This window comes from Mogibacterium kristiansenii (genome assembly GCF_009695905.1).
GTDB classification, from domain to species: domain Bacteria; phylum Bacillota; class Clostridia; order Peptostreptococcales; family Anaerovoracaceae; genus Mogibacterium_A; species Mogibacterium_A kristiansenii.
This window is the reverse complement of record NZ_VUNA01000021.1, coordinates 1-25129: the sequence shown is the minus strand read 5'-3', so window position 1 is coordinate 25129 and position 25129 is coordinate 1. Positions and strand designations below refer to the sequence as shown.

The 25129-nt window shown below is 52.1% G+C and carries 24 protein-coding genes, 1 tRNA gene and 1 other RNA gene; 24 read left to right on the top strand and 2 right to left on the bottom strand.

Annotated features, from left to right (window positions below; translation table 11 throughout):
• Positions 1 to 253 precede the first annotated feature (253 nt).
• The 10 genes from FYJ65_RS08590 to FYJ65_RS08545 all read left to right on the top strand — a co-directional run bounded on the left by FYJ65_RS08590 (position 254) and on the right by FYJ65_RS08545 (position 7819).
• Positions 254 to 1078 (top strand): amino acid ABC transporter substrate-binding protein, encoded by an 825-nt coding sequence (locus FYJ65_RS08590; RefSeq protein WP_154554914.1) that lies wholly within the window; start codon positions 254 to 256, stop codon positions 1076 to 1078.
• A 148-nt stretch (positions 1079 to 1226) separates the two neighbouring features.
• Positions 1227 to 1883 (top strand): amino acid ABC transporter permease, encoded by a 657-nt coding sequence (locus FYJ65_RS08585; protein ID WP_154554913.1) that lies wholly within the window; start codon positions 1227 to 1229, stop codon positions 1881 to 1883.
• A gap of 1 nt (position 1884) precedes the next feature.
• Complete coding sequence (locus tag FYJ65_RS08580; protein WP_154554912.1) at positions 1885 to 2679, top strand: amino acid ABC transporter ATP-binding protein; 795 nt, start codon at positions 1885 to 1887, stop codon at positions 2677 to 2679.
• 105 nt (positions 2680 to 2784) lie between these two features.
• Positions 2785 to 3010: signal recognition particle sRNA large type (ffs, locus tag FYJ65_RS08575), an RNA gene on the top strand.
• 8 nt (positions 3011 to 3018) lie between these two features.
• Positions 3019 to 4869: a DNA polymerase III subunit gamma/tau gene (gene dnaX / locus FYJ65_RS08570; RefSeq protein ID WP_206157385.1), complete on the top strand. Its 1851-nt coding sequence runs from the start codon at positions 3019 to 3021 to the stop codon at positions 4867 to 4869.
• Positions 4870 to 4899: 30 nt separating this feature from the next.
• Positions 4900 to 5253, top strand: coding sequence for a YbaB/EbfC family nucleoid-associated protein (locus FYJ65_RS08565; protein WP_154554910.1), 354 nt, complete (start codon positions 4900 to 4902; stop codon positions 5251 to 5253).
• A 10-nt stretch (positions 5254 to 5263) separates the two neighbouring features.
• Positions 5264 to 5866, top strand: coding sequence for a recombination mediator RecR (gene recR, locus FYJ65_RS08560; RefSeq protein WP_154554909.1), 603 nt, complete (start codon positions 5264 to 5266; stop codon positions 5864 to 5866).
• Between the two features lie 54 nt (positions 5867 to 5920).
• Complete coding sequence (locus tag FYJ65_RS08555) at positions 5921 to 6406, top strand: YbaK/EbsC family protein (protein ID WP_154554908.1); 486 nt, start codon at positions 5921 to 5923, stop codon at positions 6404 to 6406.
• A 97-nt stretch (positions 6407 to 6503) separates the two neighbouring features.
• Positions 6504 to 6580: transfer RNA gene (locus FYJ65_RS08550), tRNA-Pro, on the top strand.
• Positions 6581 to 6658: 78 nt separating this feature from the next.
• Positions 6659 to 7819 carry an aldo/keto reductase gene (locus FYJ65_RS08545; protein ID WP_154554907.1) on the top strand — a complete coding sequence of 387 codons (1161 nt, stop codon included), beginning with the start codon at positions 6659 to 6661 and terminating at the stop codon, positions 7817 to 7819.
• 88 nt (positions 7820 to 7907) lie between these two features.
• Here FYJ65_RS08545 and htpG read toward each other — a convergent pair whose 3' ends face one another.
• A complete protein-coding gene (htpG, locus tag FYJ65_RS08540) occupies positions 7908 to 9842 on the bottom strand; it encodes a molecular chaperone HtpG (RefSeq protein WP_154554906.1) in 1935 nt (644 codons plus the stop codon).
• Positions 9843 to 10111: 269 nt separating this feature from the next.
• Here htpG and FYJ65_RS08535 point away from each other — a divergent pair, with 269 nt between their 5' ends.
• From FYJ65_RS08535 to FYJ65_RS08495, 9 genes are all read left to right on the top strand, one after another.
• A complete protein-coding gene (locus tag FYJ65_RS08535; protein ID WP_154554905.1) occupies positions 10112 to 11050 on the top strand; it encodes an NAD(P)/FAD-dependent oxidoreductase in 939 nt (312 codons plus the stop codon).
• 89 nt (positions 11051 to 11139) lie between these two features.
• Positions 11140 to 11991, top strand: coding sequence for an Mrp/NBP35 family ATP-binding protein (locus tag FYJ65_RS08530; protein ID WP_154554904.1), 852 nt, complete (start codon positions 11140 to 11142; stop codon positions 11989 to 11991).
• A gap of 123 nt (positions 11992 to 12114) precedes the next feature.
• Positions 12115 to 12648 (top strand): cupin domain-containing protein, encoded by a 534-nt coding sequence (locus FYJ65_RS08525; protein ID WP_154554916.1) that lies wholly within the window; start codon positions 12115 to 12117, stop codon positions 12646 to 12648.
• 39 nt (positions 12649 to 12687) lie between these two features.
• Entirely contained in the window at positions 12688 to 13776 is a 1089-nt protein-coding gene (locus FYJ65_RS08520; protein ID WP_154554903.1) for an ABC transporter ATP-binding protein, read from the top strand.
• Positions 13760 to 14581 carry an ABC transporter permease gene (locus FYJ65_RS08515; protein WP_330650682.1) on the top strand — a complete coding sequence of 274 codons (822 nt, stop codon included), beginning with the start codon at positions 13760 to 13762 and terminating at the stop codon, positions 14579 to 14581. The genes FYJ65_RS08520 and FYJ65_RS08515 overlap by 17 nt, the downstream gene beginning before the upstream one ends.
• Complete coding sequence (locus FYJ65_RS08510) at positions 14578 to 15357, top strand: ABC transporter permease (protein WP_154554902.1); 780 nt, start codon at positions 14578 to 14580, stop codon at positions 15355 to 15357. The genes FYJ65_RS08515 and FYJ65_RS08510 overlap by 4 nt, the downstream gene beginning before the upstream one ends.
• The gene (locus FYJ65_RS08505) at positions 15358 to 16410 is read left to right on the top strand and encodes an ABC transporter substrate-binding protein (protein ID WP_154554901.1); all 1053 of its coding nucleotides are present in this window, start codon (positions 15358 to 15360) and stop codon (positions 16408 to 16410) included. It begins immediately after the preceding gene.
• A gap of 627 nt (positions 16411 to 17037) precedes the next feature.
• Complete coding sequence (locus FYJ65_RS08500; RefSeq protein WP_206157384.1) at positions 17038 to 17382, top strand: hypothetical protein; 345 nt, start codon at positions 17038 to 17040, stop codon at positions 17380 to 17382.
• A 315-nt stretch (positions 17383 to 17697) separates the two neighbouring features.
• Positions 17698 to 17856 carry a hypothetical protein gene (locus tag FYJ65_RS08495; protein WP_154554899.1) on the top strand — a complete coding sequence of 53 codons (159 nt, stop codon included), beginning with the start codon at positions 17698 to 17700 and terminating at the stop codon, positions 17854 to 17856.
• A gap of 384 nt (positions 17857 to 18240) precedes the next feature.
• On the opposite strand, the gene FYJ65_RS08490 is transcribed toward FYJ65_RS08495, so the two are convergent.
• Positions 18241 to 19071, bottom strand: a complete 831-nt coding sequence (locus FYJ65_RS08490) for a pyridoxamine kinase (RefSeq protein ID WP_154554898.1) — start codon at positions 19069 to 19071, stop codon at positions 18241 to 18243.
• A gap of 174 nt (positions 19072 to 19245) precedes the next feature.
• On the opposite strand from FYJ65_RS08490, the gene hrcA reads away from it, so the two are divergent.
• The 5 genes from hrcA to FYJ65_RS08465 all read left to right on the top strand — a co-directional run bounded on the left by hrcA (position 19246) and on the right by FYJ65_RS08465 (position 24872).
• The gene (gene hrcA / locus FYJ65_RS08485; protein WP_154554897.1) at positions 19246 to 20298 is read left to right on the top strand and encodes a heat-inducible transcriptional repressor HrcA; all 1053 of its coding nucleotides are present in this window, start codon (positions 19246 to 19248) and stop codon (positions 20296 to 20298) included.
• Positions 20291 to 20860 carry a nucleotide exchange factor GrpE gene (gene grpE, locus FYJ65_RS08480; RefSeq protein WP_206157383.1) on the top strand — a complete coding sequence of 190 codons (570 nt, stop codon included), beginning with the start codon at positions 20291 to 20293 and terminating at the stop codon, positions 20858 to 20860. The genes hrcA and grpE overlap by 8 nt, the downstream gene beginning before the upstream one ends.
• Positions 20861 to 20885: 25 nt before the next feature.
• Positions 20886 to 22760 (top strand): molecular chaperone DnaK, encoded by a 1875-nt coding sequence (dnaK, locus tag FYJ65_RS08475; protein ID WP_154554895.1) that lies wholly within the window; start codon positions 20886 to 20888, stop codon positions 22758 to 22760.
• A 96-nt stretch (positions 22761 to 22856) separates the two neighbouring features.
• Positions 22857 to 24002, top strand: coding sequence for a molecular chaperone DnaJ (dnaJ, locus tag FYJ65_RS08470; RefSeq protein WP_154554894.1), 1146 nt, complete (start codon positions 22857 to 22859; stop codon positions 24000 to 24002).
• Between the two features lie 174 nt (positions 24003 to 24176).
• Entirely contained in the window at positions 24177 to 24872 is a 696-nt protein-coding gene (locus tag FYJ65_RS08465; protein WP_154554893.1) for a hypothetical protein, read from the top strand.
• Positions 24873 to 25129 lie beyond the last annotated feature (257 nt).

Here is a 25129-nt window from a genome sequence, read left to right as displayed (position 1 = left end):
GATGCTGAATTTTGACCATTTTGTTCATACATTTCCTCCCATACTAAAAATCCTTGAAAACCCGTATATGGTATTTTACGGTTTTTCAAGGATTCAGGGAAGGCACGGGTGGTTTACCGGTTACAAAAGAACCGACCTTTGGTATTATAACACTATCACATTAGTACTTTAACACGATAAAGTGATAAAACAAAAATACGCCGTACAAAGAGCGACGGCAAGAAAAATTAAGAAAAGGACAAGGGAAGGAAAAATGAAGAAATTTATCTATCTGATGACAACGATTGCATTGGTTGCCGGAATGGCACTGCTGAGCGGATGCGGAAGCTCCAAGGAAGCCACGGATTACGCATACATCGAAGACAAGGGTACTCTGACGGTGGGACTGGATGATACTTTTGCACCGATGGGCTTCCGGGATAAGGACGATAACCTGGTGGGCGTAGACATCGATCTGGCGAAGGCTGTTGGAAAGAAGCTGGGCATCAAGGTGGAATTCCAGCCGATCGATTGGGATGCCAAGGAAGCGGAGCTGAAATCCAAGAACATTGACTGCGTATGGAACGGAATGTCGGCGACAAAGGATCGTCAGAAGAGCATGACGCTGTCCAACAAGTACTTCAACAATAAGATTTTGGTAATGTCCCTGGATAAGGGCATCAACATCAAGAGCAGTGCAGATTTGAAGAACTATAAGGTGGGCACTCAGGCGGATTCCGCAGCGTTGGAATCCGTCAAAGCGGATAAGAACTACGATTCTTTTGCGGATAACGTATCGGAATATCCAACCTACGATGAAGCGATTTTGGATATGAAGGCGGGCCGCATCGACGTCGTCGTCATCGATGAGGTATATGCACTCTACAACAACAAGAATAAAACCAAACTGTATCAGTCGGATTTCGATTTCGGATCGGATAAGTACGCAGTAGGCTTCCGAAAGGGAGATAAGGAATTGGCTGTAAAGGTGAACGATGCGATTCAGGAATGCATCGATGACGGAACGGCAGACAAGATTTGCGAGAAATGGTTTGGCAAAGGCAGCAGCCTGATAATCAACGAGGGGTATGACAACTAGGGTTTTGACAACTAGAGATTTGACAACTTTGGATTTGACAGCATGGGACGATAAGGTGAATGACTGCACTTTGCTTTATCATATGAATCTATAAGGTATTGATGAATCAGCGGGTCTTCGGACCCGCTGAAGGATTGTGAGGAGTTTTATGAGCTACATACAGACAATTACACCGGCACTTTTGCAAGGGGCAATCATCTCTTTGGAATTATTTGCGTTGACGTTGATTTTTTCCCTGCCGCTGGGGCTGCCCATCGCATTGGGCGAGAATTCGAAGCTGTCGCCCCTTCGGTGGTTCTGTAAAGTGTACGTACTTGTTTTTAGGGGAACGCCGCTGATGTTGCAATTGTTCTTCTTCTACTATTTTTTCCCGATTTGTCTGAACATTCGTATGGATGCGTTTCCGACGGCGGTAATCACCTTCGCGCTGAACTATGCAGCGTATTTTGCGGAAATTTACCGGGGCGGAATTAAGAGCATCGATGCGGGTCAGTACGAAGCCGCGCATTCCCTGGGATTGAGTCGAAGTCAGACGCTGTTCGGCATCATTTTGCCCCAGACGTTTCGCATCGTGATTCCGCCGATTTCCAACGAAATCATCGTCCTGGTGAAGGACACGGCGCTGGCGTCGGCAATTGCCTTGGCGGATATTATGAAAGTCTCCAAAAGCATCGTGAACAGAGACGGTTCGCTGATGGCGTATGTAATCGCGGCGGCTATGTATCTGGCATTCTCCTTCTTGGCAACCTGCGTGATGGAGAGATTGGAAAAGAAGACGTCTTTGTACGACGGAAAGGAGGCCTAGAATGGCACTGCTGGAAATGAAGAATATCGTGAAGGATTTTGCCGGCTGCCGGGCCCTGGATGACGTGAGTCTTTCGGTAGAGAAGGGTGAAACCGTGGCCATCATCGGGCCGTCCGGTTCTGGAAAAAGCACCCTCCTTCGCTGCATCAATGCCCTGACACGGATTTCCCGGGGAAGCATCGCTCTGAACGGGGAAGTTTTCGTGGATTCGGAAAACGGACAGGTACAGAATAGGAGCGGACAGCCGGAGGCGGTATATCCGTCGGAGAAGGAGCTGAAGCGCATTTGCTGCGAGACAGGAATGGTGTTCCAGCACTTCAACCTTTTCCCGCACATGAACTGCTTGAAGAATATCACCTACGCGCCGGTAAAAGTAAAGGGCGTGAATCCGGCCGATGCGGAGGCGCGGGGGCTGGAGCTCCTGAAGCTGGTAGGACTTCCGGACAAGAGAAATGAGTTTCCGGGCCGTCTCTCCGGCGGACAGAAGCAGCGGGTGGCCATTGCGAGGGCGCTGGCCATGGAGCCGGAAATCATGCTGTTCGACGAACCCACGTCCGCACTGGACCCGGAGATTACGGGAGAAGTGCTGAACGTGATGAAGACGTTGTCTGCTCGAAATACCACCATGGTGGTGGTGACTCACGAAATGGGTTTCGCCCGGGAAGTGGCGGACCGAGTTGTGTTCATGAACAAGGGCAAAATTGTGGAGGAAGGAACGCCGGAGGAAATCTTCGAACATCCGAAGAGCGAGCGGCTGCAAGAATTCCTGAGCTCCATGCTGCAGGTGAAGAAATAGGTGAAAATAGAACAACAAATAGGAACAGTTTAAGGGCGATGCGGCCGGAAATGGGGCGCATCGCCCCTTTCTATGGCGCGAACCCTGCAGTGAGAATCCACTATGCCATAGAGAGATTGACAATAAAATTTTTAAATTATATAATAAGCACTGAGTTTATGTGAGAATCGAGCGCTCTTAGATTACCTGCAGGTCGAGGGGACCCTGCGCAAGGGTGAGCCGTGAATCTTGTCAGGTCCGAGAGGAAGCAGCAATAAGCGGTCCTTACCCTGTGCCGCAGACCCGTCTTCTCCAATCTGCAGGTAATCTAAGGGCGTTGTCTATATTATGGGAGGGAAAATGCATCTAGCTTTGTATCGGTCGGAGCGGCCGGAGCGTTTCAATGAAATCATCGGACAGAAGCACATCGTGCGGATTCTGCAGCATCAGCTGGAAACGGACAATGTGAGCCAGGCCTACCTGTTCACCGGCACCCGGGGAACGGGAAAGACCACCACGGCCCGAATTCTGGCGAAGGCTTTGAACTGCACCGGCAATCCGGCGGACGGACAGCTTCCTTGCGGTGAATGCGAGAACTGCAAAGCGATTAAGGAAGGCCGTTTTCTGGATGTTATCGAGATGGATGCCGCGTCCAACAACGGTGTGGATGATATACGGGACTTGATCGACCGAGTGAACTATCCGCCGATGGTGGGCCGGTACAAGGTCTACATCATCGACGAGGTGCACATGCTTTCCACCAGTGCGGAGAACGCCTTCCTGAAAACCTTGGAAGAACCGCCGGCACATGTGATTTTCATCCTGGCCACCACCAATCCCGAGAAGGTGCGGGAGACCATCCGTTCCCGGTGCATGCGGCTGGATTTCCGCCGGGTGTCCGAGGATGACCTCATTGAAGGCATGGAACGAATCTGCCGGCGAAAACAGGTGAACATCACCCGGGATGCCCTGGCGCTGGTGGCGCAGAAAGCCGACGGATCCGTGCGGGACGGCCTCAGCATTCTGGAGCAGTGCATCAGCGGCGGAGATGCGCTGGTGGATCTGGAGACGGTGGAAGACTACCTGGGAAGCGCCGGAATGGATTTCTATCTGGGCCTGACCCAGAACGTAATTGAGCACAACATGGCGGAAGCGCTGAAGCGAGTGGGGGATGCCCTTCGTACCGGCTGCGACGCGAAACAGATATTCAGCGATTGGCTGGAGCATTACCGAAATCTGATGGTGGTGCGGTATGTGGACGATGCCAAACGGCTAATCAATGCATCGGAGGAGAACATCGGCCGCATGCGGCTTCAGGCAAGTCAGATGGATGCGGATTCTTTAGAGGTGAGCATTCGCCTTCTTTCGGAATACATCAACCTGGCACGCTCCTCCACCCAGCCGAGAATCCTTCTGGAAACGGCAGCGCTGCACTTGATGAACGGCAAGGCGGTGCCGTCGTCCAAAGTCGCGGAGATGCTTCAGCTGGCAAAAGCAGAACTCAAGAAGGTGCCGCTGGTTCCGACCGTGCAGGCGTCGTCGCCGGAACAAACGATGGCGGCGGAACCAAAAGAAGCGGCGGAGCCGGCCGTCCCGGTATCGGAAGCTTCAGTCCCGACAGCGGCCGTGCCGGAAACCTCCGACGCGGCGGAAACTTCTTTTTATGAGGACGGATTCGACCCGGAAGCGGTATGGGATCAGATTGTGGATATCGTGGCGCAGGATGCGGGTGCCAGCTTTCGGATTATGGTGGGCAGCACCAGCCGAATCGAATCTTACCGGAACGGCGAATTGTCGATTTTGGTGAAGGCCAATAAGATTGACTTGGCCAATGACAGCAAGGCGGAGATTCAGGCGGCGGCCCGGCAGATTTTGGGAGAGCACGCGGTGGTGACCTTGCGGTCCGACGACGGAAAGGGCGCACCGACCGGGACAGCGCCGGCGCGGGACGTGAAGCCGGTTACCGCACTGAAGCCTTCCAACCCACCGGCAGCGGAACCGAGCAGACCGATACCGGAAGTGCCGGCATACCCGGCAGAACCGGAGTTCGGCATCGGGGATGAAGGCGTGGATGAAATCGTCCCATCCGACTACAATATGATGGGGGGCGTGGATTACCCGACCCGGATGGAGCAGAAGGACGATATCGTTACCGAAATTGCGGAAGAAGCCGGAATCCTTTTCGGCACGTCCGTGGAAATAATTGACTAACATTAAGAACTACAGAGGAGGAAAAGAAAAATGGGCAAAGGTATGAGAGCAGGAAAGAGAAAGACCAAGATGGGCGGCGGCGATATGCAGAAGCAGCTGAAGCAGATGCAGGCAATGCAGCGAGAGATGGAGCAGAGCCAGGCTGAGCTGGCGGAGAGAGAGTTTACTTCCACAGCCGGCGGCGGTGCGGTTGAAGTGGTAATCAACGGCAACAAGGAAATCACCAAGCTGAACATCGATAAGGACGTTGTGGATCCGGATGATGTGGAAATGCTGCAGGACCTGCTGATTGCCGCAGTGAACGAAGGCATGAGACAGGTGGATACCGTTGTGGAGCAGGAAATGAGCAAGATTACCGGAGGACTGGGAATCCCGGGACTCTAGGAGGAGCAGCATGAGGCAGTATCCAAAACCGCTGAATCGATTAATCAATGAGTTTTCAAAACTGCCGGGAATCGGTGGAAAGACAGCACAGAGACTGGCGTTTCATGTGCTGTCTTTGAGTACGCCGGAAGTGGAGAGCCTGGCGAACGCCATTCGGGATGCGAAGCAGAACCTGCGCTACTGTTCCGTGTGCGGAAATCTGACGGATCAGGATCCCTGCTCCATCTGTTCGGATCCACAGCGAGATCCGAAGGTCATCTGCGTGGTGGAATCCCCGCAGGACGTACTGGCCATGGAACGGATACGGGAGTTCAACGGGCGCTATCACGTTCTTCACGGCACCATTTCGCCGGTGGAGGGAATCGGTCCCGGGGACATCAACCTGAAATCCCTTATCGTTCGGCTGCAGAAGGAGCCGGAGGTGGAAGAGGTAATCATCGCTACCAATCCCAACATCGAGGGAGAAGCCACCGCCATGTACATTTCCCGTCTGCTGAAGCCATCCGGAATTCGGGTGACGCGAATTGCTCACGGCATTCCGGTGGGCGGCGACCTGGAGTATGCCGACGAAGTCACCTTGCTGAAGGCGATGGAAGGCCGTCGGGAGATCTAATCGATTCAAACGCGAACGCATTTTACGGAAACCTTTAGAGGGGAAGGAGCAATCATGTCGATTGAGAAGGTAAAAGAATATTTGGAACAGTTTGAGGCGGCGGACCGCGTGATGGAGTTCGACGCATCCAGCGCCACCGTGGATCTGGCGTCAGAAGCCCTGCACGTAGACGGTGCCCGTATTTGCAAAACCCTGTCGTTCCGCAACAAGGAAGAGGGTGCGATTGTGGTGCAGATGGCGGGGGACGCCAAGGTGGATAACCACAAATACAAACACACCTTCGGGGTAAAAGCAAGATTCCTCACACCGGAGGAAGTACTGGAATTCACCGGTCATCCCATCGGCGGCGTCTGTGCTTTTGCCATCGACCGCGATGATGTGAAGGTGTACTGCGACGAATCCCTTCGCCGATTCGACACGGTTTTCCCGGCCTGCGGCACGGCCAACAGCGCCATAGAAGTAAGCTGCGATGAGCTCTTCGAGTTCTCCCGAGCACTGGAATGGGTGGATGTGACTAAGTTGCCGGAGGCATTCGAATAAAGCATGCACGAATGAAATTTAATTAAAATCCAGATATAAAGAAAAAAGGCTTGCGTCGATCGGACCATTGTGGTAATATAAACAATGTAATCGACGTCGGGATGTGGCCCAGCTTGGTAGGGCGTCTCGTTCGGGACGAGAAGGTCGTGAGTTCGAATCTCGCCATCCCGACCAATAGAAACAGAAGTTCAGCAATTGAACTTCTGTTTTGCTATGTGCGGATTATTTTATGATTTAAGGGAGGGAATACAGATGGCAGTGATCGAATCGAAGAAAAAGCTGGGATTCGGAATGATGCGTCTTCCGAAGAGAACGGATACGGAGAAGGGAGAGCTGGACAACATCGATGTGGAGAAGGTAAAGGAAATGGTGGACACCTTCATTGCGAGGGGGTTTACTTATTTCGACACCGCATGGATGTACCACAACAAGAACAGCGAACAGGTGGTGAAGCTGGCCTTGACCGACCGCTACTCCCACGACCGCTACACTCTGGCAGATAAATATCACCTGGCCTACGTGAAGGACGGCACGCCGGAAGAGGTGTTCCTGGCACAGCTGGAGCGCTGCGGCGTGGAGTATTTTGACTACTATCTTCTCCACGATATGGGCCACGACAACTACGGAAAATTTCAAGAAGTAGGCGCCTTCGACATGGTGGCAAAGATGAAGGCAGAGGGAAAAATCCGCCACGTGGGCTTTTCCTGCCACGACAAAGCACCGTTCCTGGATCGGGTGCTCACGGAGCATCCGGAGCTGGAGTTCGTCCAAATACAGCTGAACTACCTGGATTGGGACAGTCCCGGAATTCAGGCACGGGAAGCCTATGAGATGATTACAAAGCACAACAAGCCGGTCATCGTAATGGAGCCGGTAAAAGGAGGTATGCTGGCGAACCGGATCCCGGAGAGCGTGGAGGCGGCGTTCAAAGCATACGATCCGGATCTGTCCGTTCCGTCCTGGGCCATCCGCTATGCGGCCGGGCATGATAATGTGGCCGTGGTGCTGTCCGGTATGAGCAGCATGGAACAGCTGCTGGATAACACGGGATACATGGAGGATTTTAAGCCGCTGGATGAAAAGGAACAGGAGCTGATCCGGCAGGCGGTGACGAAGATCAACGAAGGGATTGAGATTCAGTGCACCGGATGTTCCTACTGCACGGCAGGATGTCCGATGAATATTCCGATTCCGGAATACTTCTCTCTGTATAACGCGGACCAGAATGAGACGCGGACGGATTGGACCACTCAGCGGGAATTCTACAGCAGAACGGCGCTGAACAGCGGCAAAGCCGGCGACTGCATCGGCTGCGGCCAGTGTGAGGCAATTTGCCCGCAGCACCTGCCGATTATCGAGAACCTGAAGAAGGTGGCCGCATACTTTGAGGGAGATGGGGATAAGGAAGCATAAATCGAATTGACATTTGAAAAAGTGAAGAACCAAAACAAAGGCTGCGGCGTCATGCCGCAGCCCTCGTTTTATTCATGAGCAAGTAATTCTATTTCATCAAATTGCAAATTCTGTTGCTGAAGGCGACCGGGTCGTCGATTGGCAGGCCTTCAATAATCAGAGCCTGATCGTACAGAAGCTGAGCGTAATCCGAAACCTTTTCCTTGTTGTCGGAATCCACGGCGGCCTTCAGGGCAGCGAAGAACGGATGGTCTCCGTTCAGCTCCAGGATTTTGTCCGCCTTGATGGCGCCCACTTCCTTGTTGCCGGTAATCTCCGCCTGTGCCTTCAGTACCTTTTCCATCTCCAGGGAGAGGCCGTCGCCGGAGGCAAAGCATACCGGATGATCCTTCAGACGAGTGGATAGAATGACGGACGCTACCTTGTCCCCGAGTGCTTCTTTTACCGCGGTGAGAACGTCCTTGGCTTCCTCCTGCTTCTCTTCCTGTGCCTTCTTCTCCTCGTCACTCATCTCGAAGCCCAGATCTTTATCGGAAATGCTCTTGAACTCCTTATCGTCGTAGTTCTGCAGAATCTTCAGGGCGAACTCGTCAATCTCGTCGGTGCAGTACAGAACCTCGTAGCCCTTCTCCTTGAAGAGATCCATCTGCGGCATTTTGGCAATCTTTTCCTTGGATTCGCCGGTTGCGTAGTAGATGTATTTCTGATCGTCCCTCATGCGGCTTACGTATTCCTTGAAGGTGGCAAGCTCGTCGGTAGTGCTGCTGTAGAATTCGATAAAGTCCTTCAGCTTATCCTTATGTACGCCATACTGATCATAGACGCCGTACTTCAGCTGCATGCCGAAGGCTTCGAACATTTTGTCGTAGCTCTCCCGATCTTTCTCCTGCATCTCCAGAAGGGTGCTTGAAATTTTCTTCTCCAGGCGCTGGGCGATGGCCTTCAGCTGGCGGTCCTGCTGCAGCATTTCACGGGAAATGTTCAGGGACAGGTCCGGGGAATCCACCAGACCCTTGACGAAGCTGAAGTAATCCGGCAGCAAATCCTCACAGTGATCCATAATCATGACGCCGCTGGAGTAGAGCTGCAGCCCCTTCTTAAAGTCCTTGGTGTAGTAGTTAAACGGCACCTGACTCGGGATGAACAGCAGGGCATCGTAGGAAATCACGCCCTCCACGTTGGTGTGGATGACCTTCAGCGGATCGTTCCAGTCGAAGAATTTGGACTTGTAGAACTCGTTGTACTCCTCTGCGGTAATCTCGCTCTTCTTCTTTTTCCAGATCGGCACCATGCTGTTGAGGCGCTCGTCCTCCCGGTAGGTCTCGTACTCCGGCTGATAATCCTCTTTGGCCTTTTCCTCCTCCGACGCTTCCTTCATCTTGGACTTCTCCACGTTCATCACGATTGGGTACCGGATGTAATCGGAGTATTTGGTAACCAGGCTGCGCAGGCGATATTCCTCCAGGAACTCATCGTATTTGTCGTCCTCGGTGTCGTCCCGCAGAGTCAGCTGAACGGTGGTGCCCACCTCGTCCCGGCTGCCATCCTCCACGGAATAACCGTCGGCACCGTCACTGATCCATACGTGGGCCTGCTCCTCTCCCAGCTTGCGGGAAGTTACCTCGATGTGTTTCGCTACCATAAAAGCACTGTAGAATCCCACGCCGAATTGTCCGATGATGTCGGTGTCTTTGGCGGCCTCTTCGTTCTCCGTCTTAAAGCCCAGGGAACCGCTCTTGGCGATGATTCCCAGATTCTCCTCCAGCTCCTCCGCGGACATTCCGATGCCGTTATCGGAAATGGTCAGGGTGCGGTCATCCTTGTTCGGCTCAATCCGAATCTCAAAATTCTCCCGGGAAAGTCCGGTCTTGCCGCTCTTGGCCTCTTCGTAATACCGCTTGTCAATGGCATCGCTGGCATTGCTGATAATCTCCCGCAGGAAAATCTCCCGGTTGGTGTAAATGGAGTTAATCATCAAATCCAACATCCGCTTGGATTCTGCTTTGAACTGTTTTTTGCTCATCTTGTGATACCTTCCTTCTATTTATATTTATTTCATTTCCATAAAAACAGGATCGGAGGGTTAGCACTCACCGAACCCGTTTGCTAATAAACATAATACTCCTTCGGCGGGGGGATTTCAACCGCCGAAAATAAATATCACAGAAAAATCATATTGTCACCGCGGAAAGAAACGACTATACTCAAGATACGCACTTTATAATTCGATATACTGTATATAATTTAGAAGAAAGTCAGCAGCGTACTGAGAGGATGCAAGGAGTGATAACGATGAATAAAAAATATGATGTAGTAATTGTGGGCGGCGGCCCGGCGGGACTGACGGCGGGAATCTACGTTGGCCGTGCGGGAAAGACCGCAGCCCTCTTTGAGAAAGAGATGATTGGCGGACAGATCACCTACACCGATGAGATCGACAACTTTCCGGCGGCCCCGGGAATGGGCGGCGCGGAATACGCCATGAAGCTGCAGCAGCAGGCGGCGGATTGCGGCACCGAGATTTTCATGGATGGCGTAACGGAGATTCTGCCGAAGGAAGACGGAAGCTATGAAGTAAGGACGGCGGACGAATCGGTGGAATGCACTGCCGTAATTCTGGCCACCGGACTGCAACGGCGGAAGATGAACGTGCCGGGGGAAGAAGATTTCATCGGCCGGGGGCTTTCCTTCTGTGCCGTGTGCGACGGCGCCTTTTTCCGGAACCGGGAAGTGGCGGTCTACGGCGGCGGCAACACCGCGGTGGAGGACGCCATCTACCTGTCGGGCATCTGCCGGAAGGTGACCATCATCCATCGCCGAGACCGTTTCCGAGCGGAAGATCGATTGGTTCGGGAACTGGAGTCCAAAGACAATGTTGTTTTTGCCATGGAAAAGACCGTATCCTCCGTGCAAGGCGAGAAGATTATTCAGAGCGTGACCCTGCGGGACGGAAAGACCGGAGAAGAGACGGAGCTTCCGGTGGACGGATTTTTTGTGGCCATCGGACAGGTGCCGAACGGGGAGCCTTTCCGCGGACTGGTGGAGATGGACGACGCCGGATACTATCAGATCGATGAAAACTGCGGCGGCAAGCGGGACGGCGTGTTCGTGGCCGGAGACGGCCGAAGCAAGTCCGTGCGCCAGCTCACCACGGCGGTGGGCGACGGTGCGGTGGCGGCTACCCACGCGTGCCGGTACGTGGACCGGGTGAACGGCAACGAATATATTTAATAGTGAATGCGTACAGTGCATTTGGGATGAGAATATGGTATAATCACCCCGTGCGAATGTATATTGTGTAATGTATAGGAGGGAACAAAATGGCAGAATTTGAAGAAAACTGCACTCATTCTTGCGAAACATGCAGCGCAGATTGTGCGTCCAGACAGGGGGAACAGAAGGATCCTCACGAAAAGATGCATGAGGGATGCAGTGTCAAAAAAGTCATTGGCGTAGTCAGCGGAAAGGGCGGCGTTGGCAAATCCATGGTCACCGCGCTGTCGGCAATCGCTGCAAATAGAAATGGTCTGAAGACCGGTATCCTGGATGCGGATATCACCGGACCGTCCATTCCGAAGATGTTCGGAATTCACGAGAAGGCAGAGGTGTCCAACATGGGACTGCTTCCGGCTTCCACACCGACTGAGATGGAGATCATGTCTCTGAACCTGCTGACGGATAACGAGACGGATCCGGTTATCTGGCGAGGACCGGTAATTGCCGGTGCGGTTACCCAGTTCTGGACCGACGTAATCTGGGGCGATCTGGATGTAATGTTCATCGATATGCCGCCGGGCACCGGCGACGTTCCGCTTACCATCTTCCAGTCCATTCCGGTGGATGGTATCATCATCGTGACTTCTCCGCAGGAGCTGGTATCCATGATCGTGGAGAAGGCAATGAAGATGGCTCAGATGATGAACATTCCGATTCTGGGAATGGTGGAGAACATGAGCTACCTGCAATGCCCGGACTGCGGAAAGAAGGTCGAGGTATTCGGACCGAGCTCTGCGGATGCCATCGGTGCGGAATACGGCATTCCGGTCATCGCAAAGCTGCCGATCGATCCGAAGCTGGCAATGCTCAGCGACGCCGGAAGAATCGAGTTCCACGAGAACAAGGAAATGGATGCCATGGTGGACGTTCTGGCAGAGATGGGTCTGGACATTTAAAGAATACTATACAAAAAAATTTACTTGACTTCCTTGCGGAGTCAAGTATAATTTTTAGTGTTTGAGTTTACAAATACTAAACTTCATTTTTAGTATTCTATGTTTTTAGAAAAAGAGGTTATCATGGAAATCGGAGAGAAAATCCGTCGAATCCGAATCGAACGGGGTCTGACCCAGGAGGAGCTGGCGGACCGAGCAGAACTGTCCAAAGGGTTTATTTCGCAGATTGAACGGGATCTCACTTCCCCGTCCATCGCCACCCTGGAGGATATTCTCACCTGTTTGGGAACGGACTGCGGAGAATTCTTTGCCAACCGGACCCGCCCCCAGGTGGTGTTCTCGGCGGAAGATTATTTCTTGAAAGAAGATTCGGCCAGAAAGAGCCGCATCGAATGGATCGTCCCCAACGCCCAGCGAAACGAGATGGAACCCATCCGGCTGACCCTGAAGAAGGGGGGATCCACCATACCGGACAATCCCCACGAGGGCGAGGAGTTCGGATACGTTATTTCCGGAAGTGTGGAAGTCCACATCGGAAAAGAGAAATATGCCGTGGGAGAAGGAGAGAGCTTCTATCTCTATCCGGACGAAGAACATTACATCAGCTCACCGGCGGGGGCCGAGCTGATCTGGGTGAGTACACCCCCAAGCTTTTAAAGAAATGACATCGGGAAAGAACAAAGGAGGAAGAAAGCATTGGCGGAACTGATTAGATTGGAGAACATTCGGAAATCCTACGGGGAGAACGAAGTCCTGAAAAACATTACCATTTCCATTCAGGAAAAAGAATTTGTCACGCTGCTGGGACCGTCCGGCTGCGGAAAGACCACGACGCTGCGGATTCTAGGGGGATTCGAAAACCCGGACAGCGGTCGGATTCTTTTTGACGGCAAGGATATCACCAACGTGCCGTCCAACCGGCGAAACCTGAATACGGTATTCCAGAACTACGCCCTCTTCCCGCACATGACCGTGGGAGACAACGTGGCCTTCGGTCTTCGGGTAAAAGGAATGAACGAATCGGACGTCAAGGAGAAGGTGCATTACGGCCTGAAGCTGGTGAACCTGGAGGGCTACGAGAACCGGAAGATCTCCCAGATGTCCGGCGGACAGCAGCAGCGGGTGGCCATGGCCCGGGCCATCGTAAATGAACCAAAGGTGCTTCTTCTGGACGAGCCGCTGGGAGCGCTGGACTTGAAGCTGAGACAGGAGATGCAGTACGAGTTAGTGCGGCTGAAGCACGAACTGGGCATCACCTTTATCTACGTAACCCACGACCAGGAAGAGGCGCTGACCATGTCGGATAAGGTCATTGTCATGAACAGCGGACGGATTCAGCAGGAAGGAACGCCGGAGGAAATCTACAACGAGCCGGAGAACGCATTCGTGGCGGATTTCATCGGAGACAGCAACATCCTTTCCGGAAAGATGGTTCGGAATCATCTGGTTCGAATCAACGGCGTGGATTTCCCGTGCATCGACGGCAGCGAAAACGGATTTGCCCCGGGACTGGATGTGGACGTGCTGATTCGGCCGGAGGATCTGGAAATCCATCCGGCGGGAAAGGGAATTCTGGACGCCAAGATTACCAGCAAGCTGTTCATCGGCATGCACTACGAGATGCTGGCGCAGGCGGATACGGAAGGAGATTTTGAGTGGCTCCTGCAGAACTACGATTCCTACGAAGTGGGAAGCATGGTAGGACTGTACGTTCGTCCGGAGAACATTCAGATTATGCATAAACCAAAGACACAGGAAGAGGAGGCGATTGAAATTGACATTTAGCAAGAAATGGTCGGCACCGTTCATCGTCTTTGTGATTGCCGGAACGGTCATTCCCATCCTCTCCATTGCCTACTACGGATTCACGGCCAGAGGCGGAGGAATTACTTTAGATAACATCACCGCCATGTTCAGCGCCAACCACATGCAGGCGCTGGGGCTGTCTCTGCTGCTGGCGCTGGTGAGCACGCTGGTGTGCCTGATCGTGGCATTCCCGATGGCGATCGTGCTTCGGGACAGCAAGTTCGGAAAACAGGGCTTTACGATTTTCGTGCTGATCCTGCCGATGTGGATGAACTTCCTGCTCCGGACCATGGCATGGCAGGTGCTGCTGGAACGAGCAGGGGTCATCAACGGAATCCTGCAAGCCCTTGGTCTGCCGAGACAGGAAATGATGAATACGCCGGGCGCGGTAGTGCTGGGCATGGTCTACGACTTCCTGCCTTTTATGATTCTGCCGATTTACAATGCGGTGATGAAAATCGACAGCCATCTGATTGAGGCCGCTTACGACCTGGGAGCTGGTAAAGCCTATATGTATCGCAAAGTGATTTTACCCCTGTGCGTGCCGGGCATCGTCAGCGGAATCACCATGGTATTTATTCCGGCCCTCACCACATTCGTTATTTCCAACATGTTGGGCGGCGGAAAGGTGAACCTGATCGGAAACATCATCGAGCAGGAGTTCACGGTGAACTCCAACTGGTACCTGGGTTCGGGACTGTCCCTGGTGATGATGGTGTTCATTATTATCAGCATGGTGCTGCTGGAGAAATTCGATAAAACCGGGGAGGGAACGTTCATATGAAGAAATTCTTTGGAAATCTGTACATTGTAATTATCATGCTGTTCCTGTATCTCCCGATACTGACGCTGATTGTGCTGTCGTTCAACGAGGCGAAGTCCATGTCGGTATTTACCCGGTTCAGCCTGAAGTGGTATGGGGAAATGTTCCACAGCAAGCTTATTCTGGGCGCGCTGGTGAACACCTTCTCCATCGCGCTGCTGGCGGCGCTGATTGCCACGATTATCGGAACCATGGCGGTCATCGGAATCGACGGGATGAAACAGAGCACCCAGATGGTGCTGATGGGGTGCAACAACATTCCGATGCTGAATGCGGACATCGTGACGGGAATCGCGCTGATGCTGTCCTTCCTGATGTTCGGAATCTCTCTGGGATATTGCACGATTCTTTTTTCCCACATCACGTTCTGCATTCCATACGTGATTCTATCGGTGCGGCCGAGGATGAACAAGGCGACGGACACCCTGTTCGAAGCGGCGCTGGACCTGGGAGCTTCCCGGGGATACGCCTTCCGCAAAGTGGTGCTGCCGGAGCTTCTGCCGGGAATCGCATCGGGATTCCTGCTTTCTTTTACCATGTCCATCGATGATTTCATCATCACCCACTTTACCAGAGGGGCGGGCATCAACACCATCTCCACGCTGATCTACAGCGAGGTGAAAATCGGAATTCGTCCATCCCTGTACGCCTTATCCACCGTAATCTTCTTGATTGCGCTGGTGGTGCTGCTGGTGGTCAACTGGAACAATATTAAGAATGAAAGGACGGCTGCGTAGATGAAGAAAATCAAATGGGTGCTGGCGGCGGTGGCCGTGCTGGGAATGATGCTCTGCACCGGCTGCCGAAGCGGCGAGAACGGCGAGATTTACGTCTACAGCTACGGGGACTATTTCGACCAGGAGGCGATTGCGGACTTCGAGGATGAGACGGGAATCCGGGTCATCCAGGATACCTACGATACCGCAGAGGAAATGTATCCGGTCATCGAGAAGGGAACCGCGGATTACGACGTCATCATCACTTCCGACTACATGATTGAGAAGATGATTCACCACAAAATGCTTCTGGAGGTGGACAAGAAGAATCTCCCGGCCCTGAAGAACATCGATTCCCGCTACATGAAGAAGTCGGAATCCTTCGACCCGGGCAATAGATACTCCGTGCCGTACATGGTGGGCGTTTCTGGAATCATTTATAATAAGAAGATGGTGGGGGATGTAAAAATAGACTCTTGGGGGGACTTGTGGAATCCGAAGTTCAAGGACAGCATCGTGATGCCGGACAGCGTCCGGGACGACTTCATGATCGCCCTGCGTTTGCTGGGATATGACCAGAACACCTCCAACGAGAAGGAAATCAAGGCGGCAGCGGAATTGCTGAAGAAGCAGAAGCCGCTGGTGTACAAATACGCCAACGATTCCGCCCGGGATCTGCTGGCCGACGGCTCCGCAGCCATCGGCGTGGTGTGGAACGGCGAGTACATCTACACCAAGGACCTGAACCCGGATGTGGAATTCGTCATTCCGAAGGAAGGCACGGAATTCTTCGTGGATTCCTGGGCCATTCCGAAAACCTCCAAGAACAAGGCCAATGCGGAAAAGTTCATCAATTACATGTGCAAGGCCAAGGTGGCAAAAAAGAATTTCGATTACCTCTACTACACCACTCCGAACGAGGCGGCGATGAAGCTAATCGAAAAGAAGTACCGGAAAGAGGAAGCCATCTTCCCGACGGATGAGACCCTGGACATGTGCGATACGCTGAAAACGCTGGATACGAAAACCACGGATTTGTACAGCAAGTACTGGAAAGAAGTGAAGGCGAAATAGTGAGCGATATAAACAGCATTTCGTGAAAGCAAAACACCTGCTGTCTCAGAGATGAGGCAGCAGGTGTTTTATTATCTCTTTACTCATCTGCATTTAGTCTGTTCTCTTCGAACCGAGAAATGTCTGTGTTCAGAATAATATCGATGCTGTTGGCAATCAGACAATAATCTTGGAGCAATTGCTTCAACCATTACAGCGTTGGGTAGAGACTGCCTTCGGGAACAACTCACAGCATAAAGATAGCGCAAATAAAGAAAGAAATCAATATCTAGTAAAAATGAATATTTATTGACGAGGCAAGCAGAATAAAGTATTCTGACGGTAAGAGATACACTATGAGTTTTTTGAAAAATTTGTAGCGGAGATTATATAATTCTGTTGGACAACAGACCTATGGGAGAAGCACATTCATAAGAAAAGGAGAGTGAATCATGGACGAAAACCGGCTAAGAAATATAAAGACGTATGTGGTGGCCAACGAAATCGGATTCATCGTATTGTGGATTCTTTCCTGGTATCTCTTCCGTTCGGATTACGGAGAGTACTTGATTTTCCACGGAGCAAAACCGTATACGTTGGATACCACGGGGGGTATATTTTTACAGAATTATAGAACTCGTATGGGACGTGTCGGATGTGCCAATCTTCGGAATTGCACTAATATATTTCACGATTTGGAAGAAGAAAGATGTCCAAGGCACGTATCGCTTCGTCAGTTATATGTCCTTTGGCGTCAGCTTGTTTATGGTGGCGGTCATGGTGTTCAGCATATGTTTCTTCGATCCGACGTTCTACAATGCAGACTTGCAAGTGGTTAAAAACAGCGCAGGTCAGGCGCTCACCTTTCCGAGATTGCTGATTGCACCGCTGGTGCTGGCCGGGGTGTTGATGCTGGTATCCGGGAATAATGTGAGGAAGATCATGCCGGAACGAAAGGCGGAGAAAAAACTGCGGGAGCAGGGAAAATTATAAAGGGGCCTCTAATCCGGGCTGCTTTAAAGGAAACCGGAAGAAATTGACGACGGAACGCTCATCCCGGAGGTTCCGTCGTCAATTTCCCCGCGGCCGCCGGGTAGATTAGAGTTCAATGCCGGGGGTGAGGGCGAGATAAGGCCTTGAAAGCAGGAAATTCGGGTTGGAAGAAGTGATTTTTTGCCATTGAGCAGAACTTGAATTAGAACAAAAATGTGAAGAAAATATTAGATTGACGACAGACTTCCCCAGAGCGAGGGTCTGTCGTCAAATTTTTTAAAACCGAATGTATATTAGAGCATAAGGCATGAGGAGATGATTAGAATTGACGACGAAAGGTGGGGAGAAGGAGAGTTCGTCGTCAATTCTCTTCCTTTGGAAATAACAATGGAGAGAAGTGATGCATGGAACAAGAAAACGGGTGCTCATGCATCAACCCTGGAAATGGAGTTGATGCATGAGGCGGAAAAATGAGGGGGCATGCATCACTTCTCATCTGAACGCGGCCCGGCTCTCGCACGGGCCGCCGGTACAAATCGGGAAATTGATGTAAGAACGCTGAAAAATGATGTTCCTGCATCAATTGGTTCACCGCCGCCGAGCAATTAAAGGGCTGACGCTCGGCGGCAATGGTGAGAAGTGATGCATGGAACAAAAAAACGGGTGCTCATGCATCAACCCTGGAAATGGAGTTGATGCATGAGGCGGAAAAATGAGGAGCCATGCATCACTTTTCATCTGAACCCAGCCCGGCGGAGCCCCAAACCCAGTCCGGCGGAGCCCCAAACCTCGGGCGGACAGAGCAGAAAACCCGGCCCACCCCGGCCCGGCCAACCCAAAAAGCCGGCGGGTGCCGGCTTACTTTAGTGCCTTAATCAGTTCCCCCAGCACCGGCTCGAACTTCACACCGTACCAGTGGTCCGGGTCGTCCAGGGTGTTTTTGATGCAGGCCAGGGTATAATCCGCAGCGATTCGGGCGGCCTCCGGGACGGTTTTGCCGTGCATGTACGCCCCCACAAAGGAAGAGGCGTACACGTCGCCGGTGCCGTGGCAGCCCCGGTCCAGCAGTTCGTGGCGGTAGTAGGTCTGTTTTCCCTGCTCCGAAACCAGGACGCCCGTGCTGTGGGCGTCGTAGCTCACGCCGGTGAGCACCACAGTGCCGGCGCCCAGCCGGTGAATCCCATCCACCAGGCCGCAGATGTACTCCTCATCGTATTCCTCCCGATACTCTGTGTCGGTTAGAAGCGAAGCCTCGGTAATGTTGGGCAGCACGATGTCTCCTTCTCCCACTAATTCTTTCATCTCCTGAACGAAATCCATATCGAAGACCGGATACAGTTCTCCCCGGTCGGCCATGGCGGGATCCACGATTTTTTTGCCGCCGGGCACCAGAAGATTTCGACAGATGTCTTTGACCATTTCAATCTGGCGGGCGCTTCCCAGGTAGCCGGTGTACACCGCCTGAAAACGGATGCCCTCCTGCTGCCAGTGGTGCTCGATGGCGGGAATGTCCTCCGTCAGATCCCGGAATGTGAAATCCCGGAAGCCCACGGAGTGGGTGGACAGCACCGCCGAGGGGAGAATGGCCGTCTCCAGTCCGCAGGCGGAGAGGATGGGCAGCGCCACGGTAAGGGAGCACTGGCCCACGCAGGAAATGTCCTGTATTGTAAGAATTCTTTTGTAATCCATGGTTATTCCTCCTGATTGTCTAAACATCAGTATTGTACACTAATCACAGAAAAAACACAAAAAACTTCAATTTATTCGTTGACTATTTGGGAGGGTGAGAGTACACTATAGACAGTGATTAGCACTCCAGTATATTGAGTGCTAACAACGAAAAAGAATGAAGGAGGCAGAACAATGGATTTAACAGAACGAAAACTGCGAATCCTTCAGGCAATTATTACGGATTACGTGCAGAACGCCGAACCGGTAGGCTCCCGTTCCATCGCGAAGAAATATGATTTTGGCGTGAGCCCGGCCACCATTCGGAATGAGATGGCGGACCTGGAAGAGATGGGCTATCTGACCCATCCCCACACATCGGCGGGGCGAGTTCCTTCCGATAAGGCATATCGGCTCTACGTGAACAACATGATGCAGAAGACGGATTTGAGCCTTCAAGATAAGCAGACCATCAACGAACGGCTTCAAGTGAACCGAAACGAGTTCGATCGAACCATTCGCCACGCGGCAGAGCTTCTGTCCGATATCACGAAGCTGGCATCCTTTGCCATGACTCCGTCCACTCGGCAGGACACCCTGAAGTTCATCCGACTGCTTCCCATCGACGATGACAAAATCGTCCTGATGATTGTGGCAGACAGCGGAAAGGTGACCAACACCACCTTGCGCCTGAACGTGCCGTACACCAACGATGCCCTGGAGATTCTCAGCAAAACCATGACCTACCATTATAAAGGTCATACCATCGACGATGTGCTGAAGAATTCCATCATCGAAGATGTGGGCACCGACCTGGGTGCGTTGAGTTCCCTGGCGGGAGATGTGATGCCCAACTTCATGCGAACTTTGGAGGATATGCTGAACGTCAACCTGTACATGGAAGGCCTCACCAACATATTCAACATTCCGGAATACAGCGACATGGATCGGGCCAAATCCTTCCTGGAGCTGGTGAGCCGGAAGGAGGAATTCACCCGGGACATTCTGAACCGGGACAACGGCGTAATCGTCACCATCGGCAACGAGAATCCGGAACAGGCCATGAAGAACAGCTCCGTGATTACCGCCACCTACCACGTGGATGGCAAGCTGGTGGGCAAAATCGGCGTTATCGGGCCGACCCGTATGAACTACAGCGAGGTCACCTCGATTATGGAATATTTGACAAATAACCTCAGCCAATCGTTTATGCTGAGCAATGGAAAGGATGAGAAAGAGGATGAGTGAAGAGCAGAAAAAAGAAGCCCAGACTCCGGAAGATGAAGTAAAAAAAGAAGCCGGTTCGGCGGAGGCGACCGAGACTCCGGAAGAGGATAACGCACCGGAGGCGGAAAAGACCGAGGAAAAGTCGGAAGAGAAAACCGAAGAAAAAGCCGATGACGGAAATGAGAAATACGTCCGCCTGATGGCCGAGTTCCAGAACTACAAGAAACGGGTAGCGAAGGAAAAGAACGACATTCGGGAATATGCCACCGAGAAGCTGGTGATGGAACTGCTTCCGGTTCTGGATAATTTTGAAAGAGCCCTGGCGGCCAGCGCAGAGGATGACCCTGCCGGATACGCCAAGGGAATGGAACTTATTTTTACCCAAATGGTAACGGAGCTTCAGAAATCCGGTCTGGCGGAAGTGGAAGCGGAAGGTCAGGATTTTGACCCGACGAAACACAATGCGGTAATGACCGAAGAGAACGAAGAGCTGGAAAGCGGCAAAGTAAGTAAGGTCCTGCAGAAGGGCTACGCTTTGAACGATAAAGTAATCAGACCGTCTATGGTCGCAGTAACAAAGTAATTTCAAGGAAGGAAAGGTAATAGAAATGAGCAAAGTAATTGGAATTGATTTGGGAACAACAAACAGCTGTGTCGCTGTACTGGAAGGTGGAGAACCGACCGTAATCGCTAACGCAGAGGGCGCAAGAACCACCCCATCTGTAGTGGCATTCACAAAGAACGGTGAGAGACTGGTAGGTGAGACCGCAAAGAGACAGGCCATCACCAACCCGGACAGAACCATCGCATCCATTAAGAGACACATGGGTGAGAACTATCACGTAGAAATCGACGGAAAGCAGTACACACCGCAGGATATTTCCGCGATGATTCTGGCAAAGCTGAAGGCGGATGCGGAAAGCTATCTGGGCGAGAAGGTTACCGAAGCGGTAATCACCGTACCGGCATACTTCTCCGATGCACAGAAGCAGGCAACCAAGGATGCCGGTAAAATTGCCGGATTGGATGTAAAGAGAATTATCAACGAGCCGACCGCAGCTTCCCTGGCATACGGTCTGGACAAGGCAGAGGGATCCCACAAGATTCTGGTATACGACCTGGGCGGCGGTACATTCGATGTATCCGTACTGGAGCTGGGCGACGGCGTTTTCGAAGTACTGGCAACCAACGGTGATACTCACCTGGGCGGCGATGACTTCGATAACAAGATCATGGACTTCCTGGCAGACTCCTTCCAGAAGGAGCACGGCGTGGATCTGAGACAGGACAACATGGCACTGCAGAGATTGAAGGAAGCCGCAGAGAAGGCAAAGAAGGAACTGTCCAGCGCACAGACCACAAAGATTAACCTGCCGTTCATCACCGTAACCGCTGATGGTCCGCTGCATTTGGATATGGACCTGACCAGAGCGAGATTCGATCAGCTCACTTCCGATCTGGTAGAAAGATCCATCGAGCCGATGAACAAGGCAATGAGAGATGCCGGCGTTACTTCCGCAGATCTGGACAAGGTTATCCTGGTGGGTGGTTCGACTCGTATCCCGGCAGTACAGGCTGCGGTACAGAGAGTAACCGGCAAGGAACCGTTCAAGGGCATCAACCCGGATGAGTGCGTTGCAGTCGGTGCATCCATTCAGGCCGGCGTGCTGACCGGTGAGGTCAATGACGTACTGCTGCTGGATGTCACTCCGCTGAGCCTGTCCATCGAGACACTGGGCGGAATCGCTACCAAGCTGATCGAGAGAAACACCACGATTCCGACAAAGAAGAGTCAGATTTTCTCCACCGCAGCAGATAACCAGACCACAGTAGACATTCACGTACTGCAGGGTGAAAGAGAGATGGCTTCCGACAACATCACACTGGGAAGGTTCCAGCTGTCCGGCATTGCACCGGCTCCTCGTGGAATTCCGCAGATTGAGGTTACCTTCGATATCGATGCCAACGGTATCGTTAACGTAAGTGCAAAGGATCTGGGCACCGGTAAGGAACAGAAGATTACCATCACCTCCTCCACCAAGCTGTCCGAGGATGAGATCAACGAGAAAATCAAGGAAGCGGAGAGATACGCCGAAGAAGATAAGAAGCACAAGGAAGAAATCGAGACCAAGAACCAGGCAGAGGGCATGATTTTCGAAGTCGAAAAGCAGATGAACGAGCTGGGCGACAAGGTAAACGATTCTGAGAAGACCGCAGTGGAAAATGCGAAGAAGGATCTGCAGGAAGCGCTGAACAACAACGCATCCACCGAAGACCTGAAGAGCAAGATGGAAGCGCTGACCAACGCATTCTATCCAATCTCCACCAGAATCTATCAGGAAGCACAGGCTGCACAGGGTGCCGCAGGTCAGGCAGGACCGGACATGGGTGCACAGCAGGCAGCGGGAGAGCAGAACTCCGGTGCGGCACATAACGGAAACACAGTAGACGCAGACTACGAAGTAGTTGACGACGATAAATAATCTGTGTATTATAGAAAAGCTGCCGGCGTACTGCCGGCAGCTGTCATTTCATGATAATGACAAATGAAATAGATATATTTTGGAAAGGAACGAAAGATGGCTGAAAAAAGAGATTATTACGAAGTGCTTGGACTTCAAAAGGGCGCATCGGATGATGAAATCAAGAAGGCATTCCGTAAGATGGCCATGAAGTATCATCCGGACCGGAATCCCGACAACAAAGAGGCAGAAGAGAGGTTCAAAGAAGTGAATGAAGCCTATGCCGTTCTGTCGGATCCGGATAAAAAGAGCAAATACGATCGGTTCGGCCATGCCGGAGTGGATCCAAATGCCGGCTTCGGCGGCGGCGCCGGTGGATTCGACGGTTTTGGCGGCTTCGATTTCAGTGATATATTCGATATGTTCGGCGGTGGCGGCGGTTTTGGCGGCTTCGGCGGCGGCCGGCGTTCCGCGCGGCGTAACGGTCCGATGAAGGGCCGGGATCTGCAGCAGGAGATTACCATTGATTTTACCGAGGCAGTCTTCGGCTGTGAGAAGGAAGTGGAACTGACCAAGATGGTACAGTGCAAGACCTGTAACGGGGAAGGCACCGCACCGGGAACCTCCAAGCGCACCTGCGATGCCTGTGGCGGAACCGGTCAGGTGACCCAGGTATCCAATACGCCGTTCGGTCGAATTCAGAACGTGACCACCTGCTCCAAGTGTGGCGGAACCGGTCAGGTTATCGATACGCCGTGTCCGGATTGCCACGGTGCCGGCGCAGTTCGGAAGAAGGTCAAGATTAAGATTAATATTCCGGCGGGCGTGGACAACGACAGCGTAATCCCGATTCGGGGTCAGGGCGAGCCGGGAACCAACGGCGGACCGAACGGAGACCTGTACATCGTATTGAATGTACGTCCTCACAGTACCTATAAGAGAAGAGGCGACGACCTGTATCTGGACCTGCCGATTTCCTTCGATCAGGCAGCGCTGGGCGCAAAGGTGAGCGTGCCGGGCTTCAACGAGACCTACAGCTACACCATTCCGGCGGGAACCCAGACCGGATCCAATTTCCGCCTGAAGGGCAAGGGCGTGAAGAACCCTCGCACCGGACGGTACGGAGACCTGTTCGTGAAGGTCATCGTGGAGGTGCCGACAAAACTCAGCTCCAAGGAGAAGAAGGCCATTCAGAAGATGGCGGGCGAATTGTCCGAGAAAGCCTATCCGAAGAAGAGCAAATTCTCCAAGCTGAAATTCTAAATCGCAAATATCGCACAATACATACTGGCAATAGAAAATCCATCGCTGTGCAAGCGGTGGATTTTCTGCCTTTTTTATCTCAAAGGGGTGCTCTTTGGAGTATTGCGGAAAGCCGGGAAGTATAATATAATTTTTGAAAACGACGATACGTGTGGTTATGGAAGGAGGATATATATGAGTATGAAGAAGAAATTGGCACTGGTCCTTTCCCTGCTTCTGACAGTGCTGGTATTTGCCGGTTGCGGAAACAAGGAAGAAGGGAAGGTCAAAGAGGCGGCAGACGGGTTTATGCAGAGCCTGGAGAGCGGGGTATTCTCCAATGCGGGAAAGCACTGCACGGAAGACGTGGAGAAGGAATTGGGGCTCTCGGATCTGGAGAACCTGTCTAAGGTGTTCTACACATCCAGCGGCCTGTCCAAGAATGATCTGGGAGATAAAGCTGCCAAGAGCATCGATGATTTCACCGAGAAGATGCAGGATAACTTCATTACGAAGTATGAAATCGGCGAGGTAGAACTAAAGGATGACGAGGCGACGGTTTCGGTGAAGACCACCCACGGTTACAATCCGTACAAGCTGGACGACATCAATGTGGACAGCGAGGTGAACAAGATTGCCAACAAGTACATGGAGAAGCACATGGATGAGCTGACGAACCTCTATGTATCCAAGGGTCAGAAGGCATTGATGAAAAAGGTGTATGCCGATATAATTCCGGAAATGCTGGATGCGTTCTCCAAGAAGGTGGACGAAACCGGCGAGCTGAAGCAGGAAATCCAGCTGAAGCTGAAAAAACAAGATGACGATTCCTGGAAGATTGTCGGTGCATACGCTTCCGGCGAAGACTCCTCGGAAAAGAAGGAGAAATAGGAAAATCGCAGATTTTAAAAAAATCCGTTGCAAAACTTGCGACGGATTTTTTTTTACTGTACAATAAACTGACAGTTTGCCTTGACGTATTGAAGAACAAGGAATATATAACTTTAAAGGGGAAAAAATGGGTTCTTCACGAATTTTTGTGGGATTAAAATCGAAATAAATAATTAGGCATTGAAAAAGAGCATTGGATGCTTCATTCTAAGTAGTAGCGAACAAACTTACGAAAGGACTGCAATCCAATGCTCTTT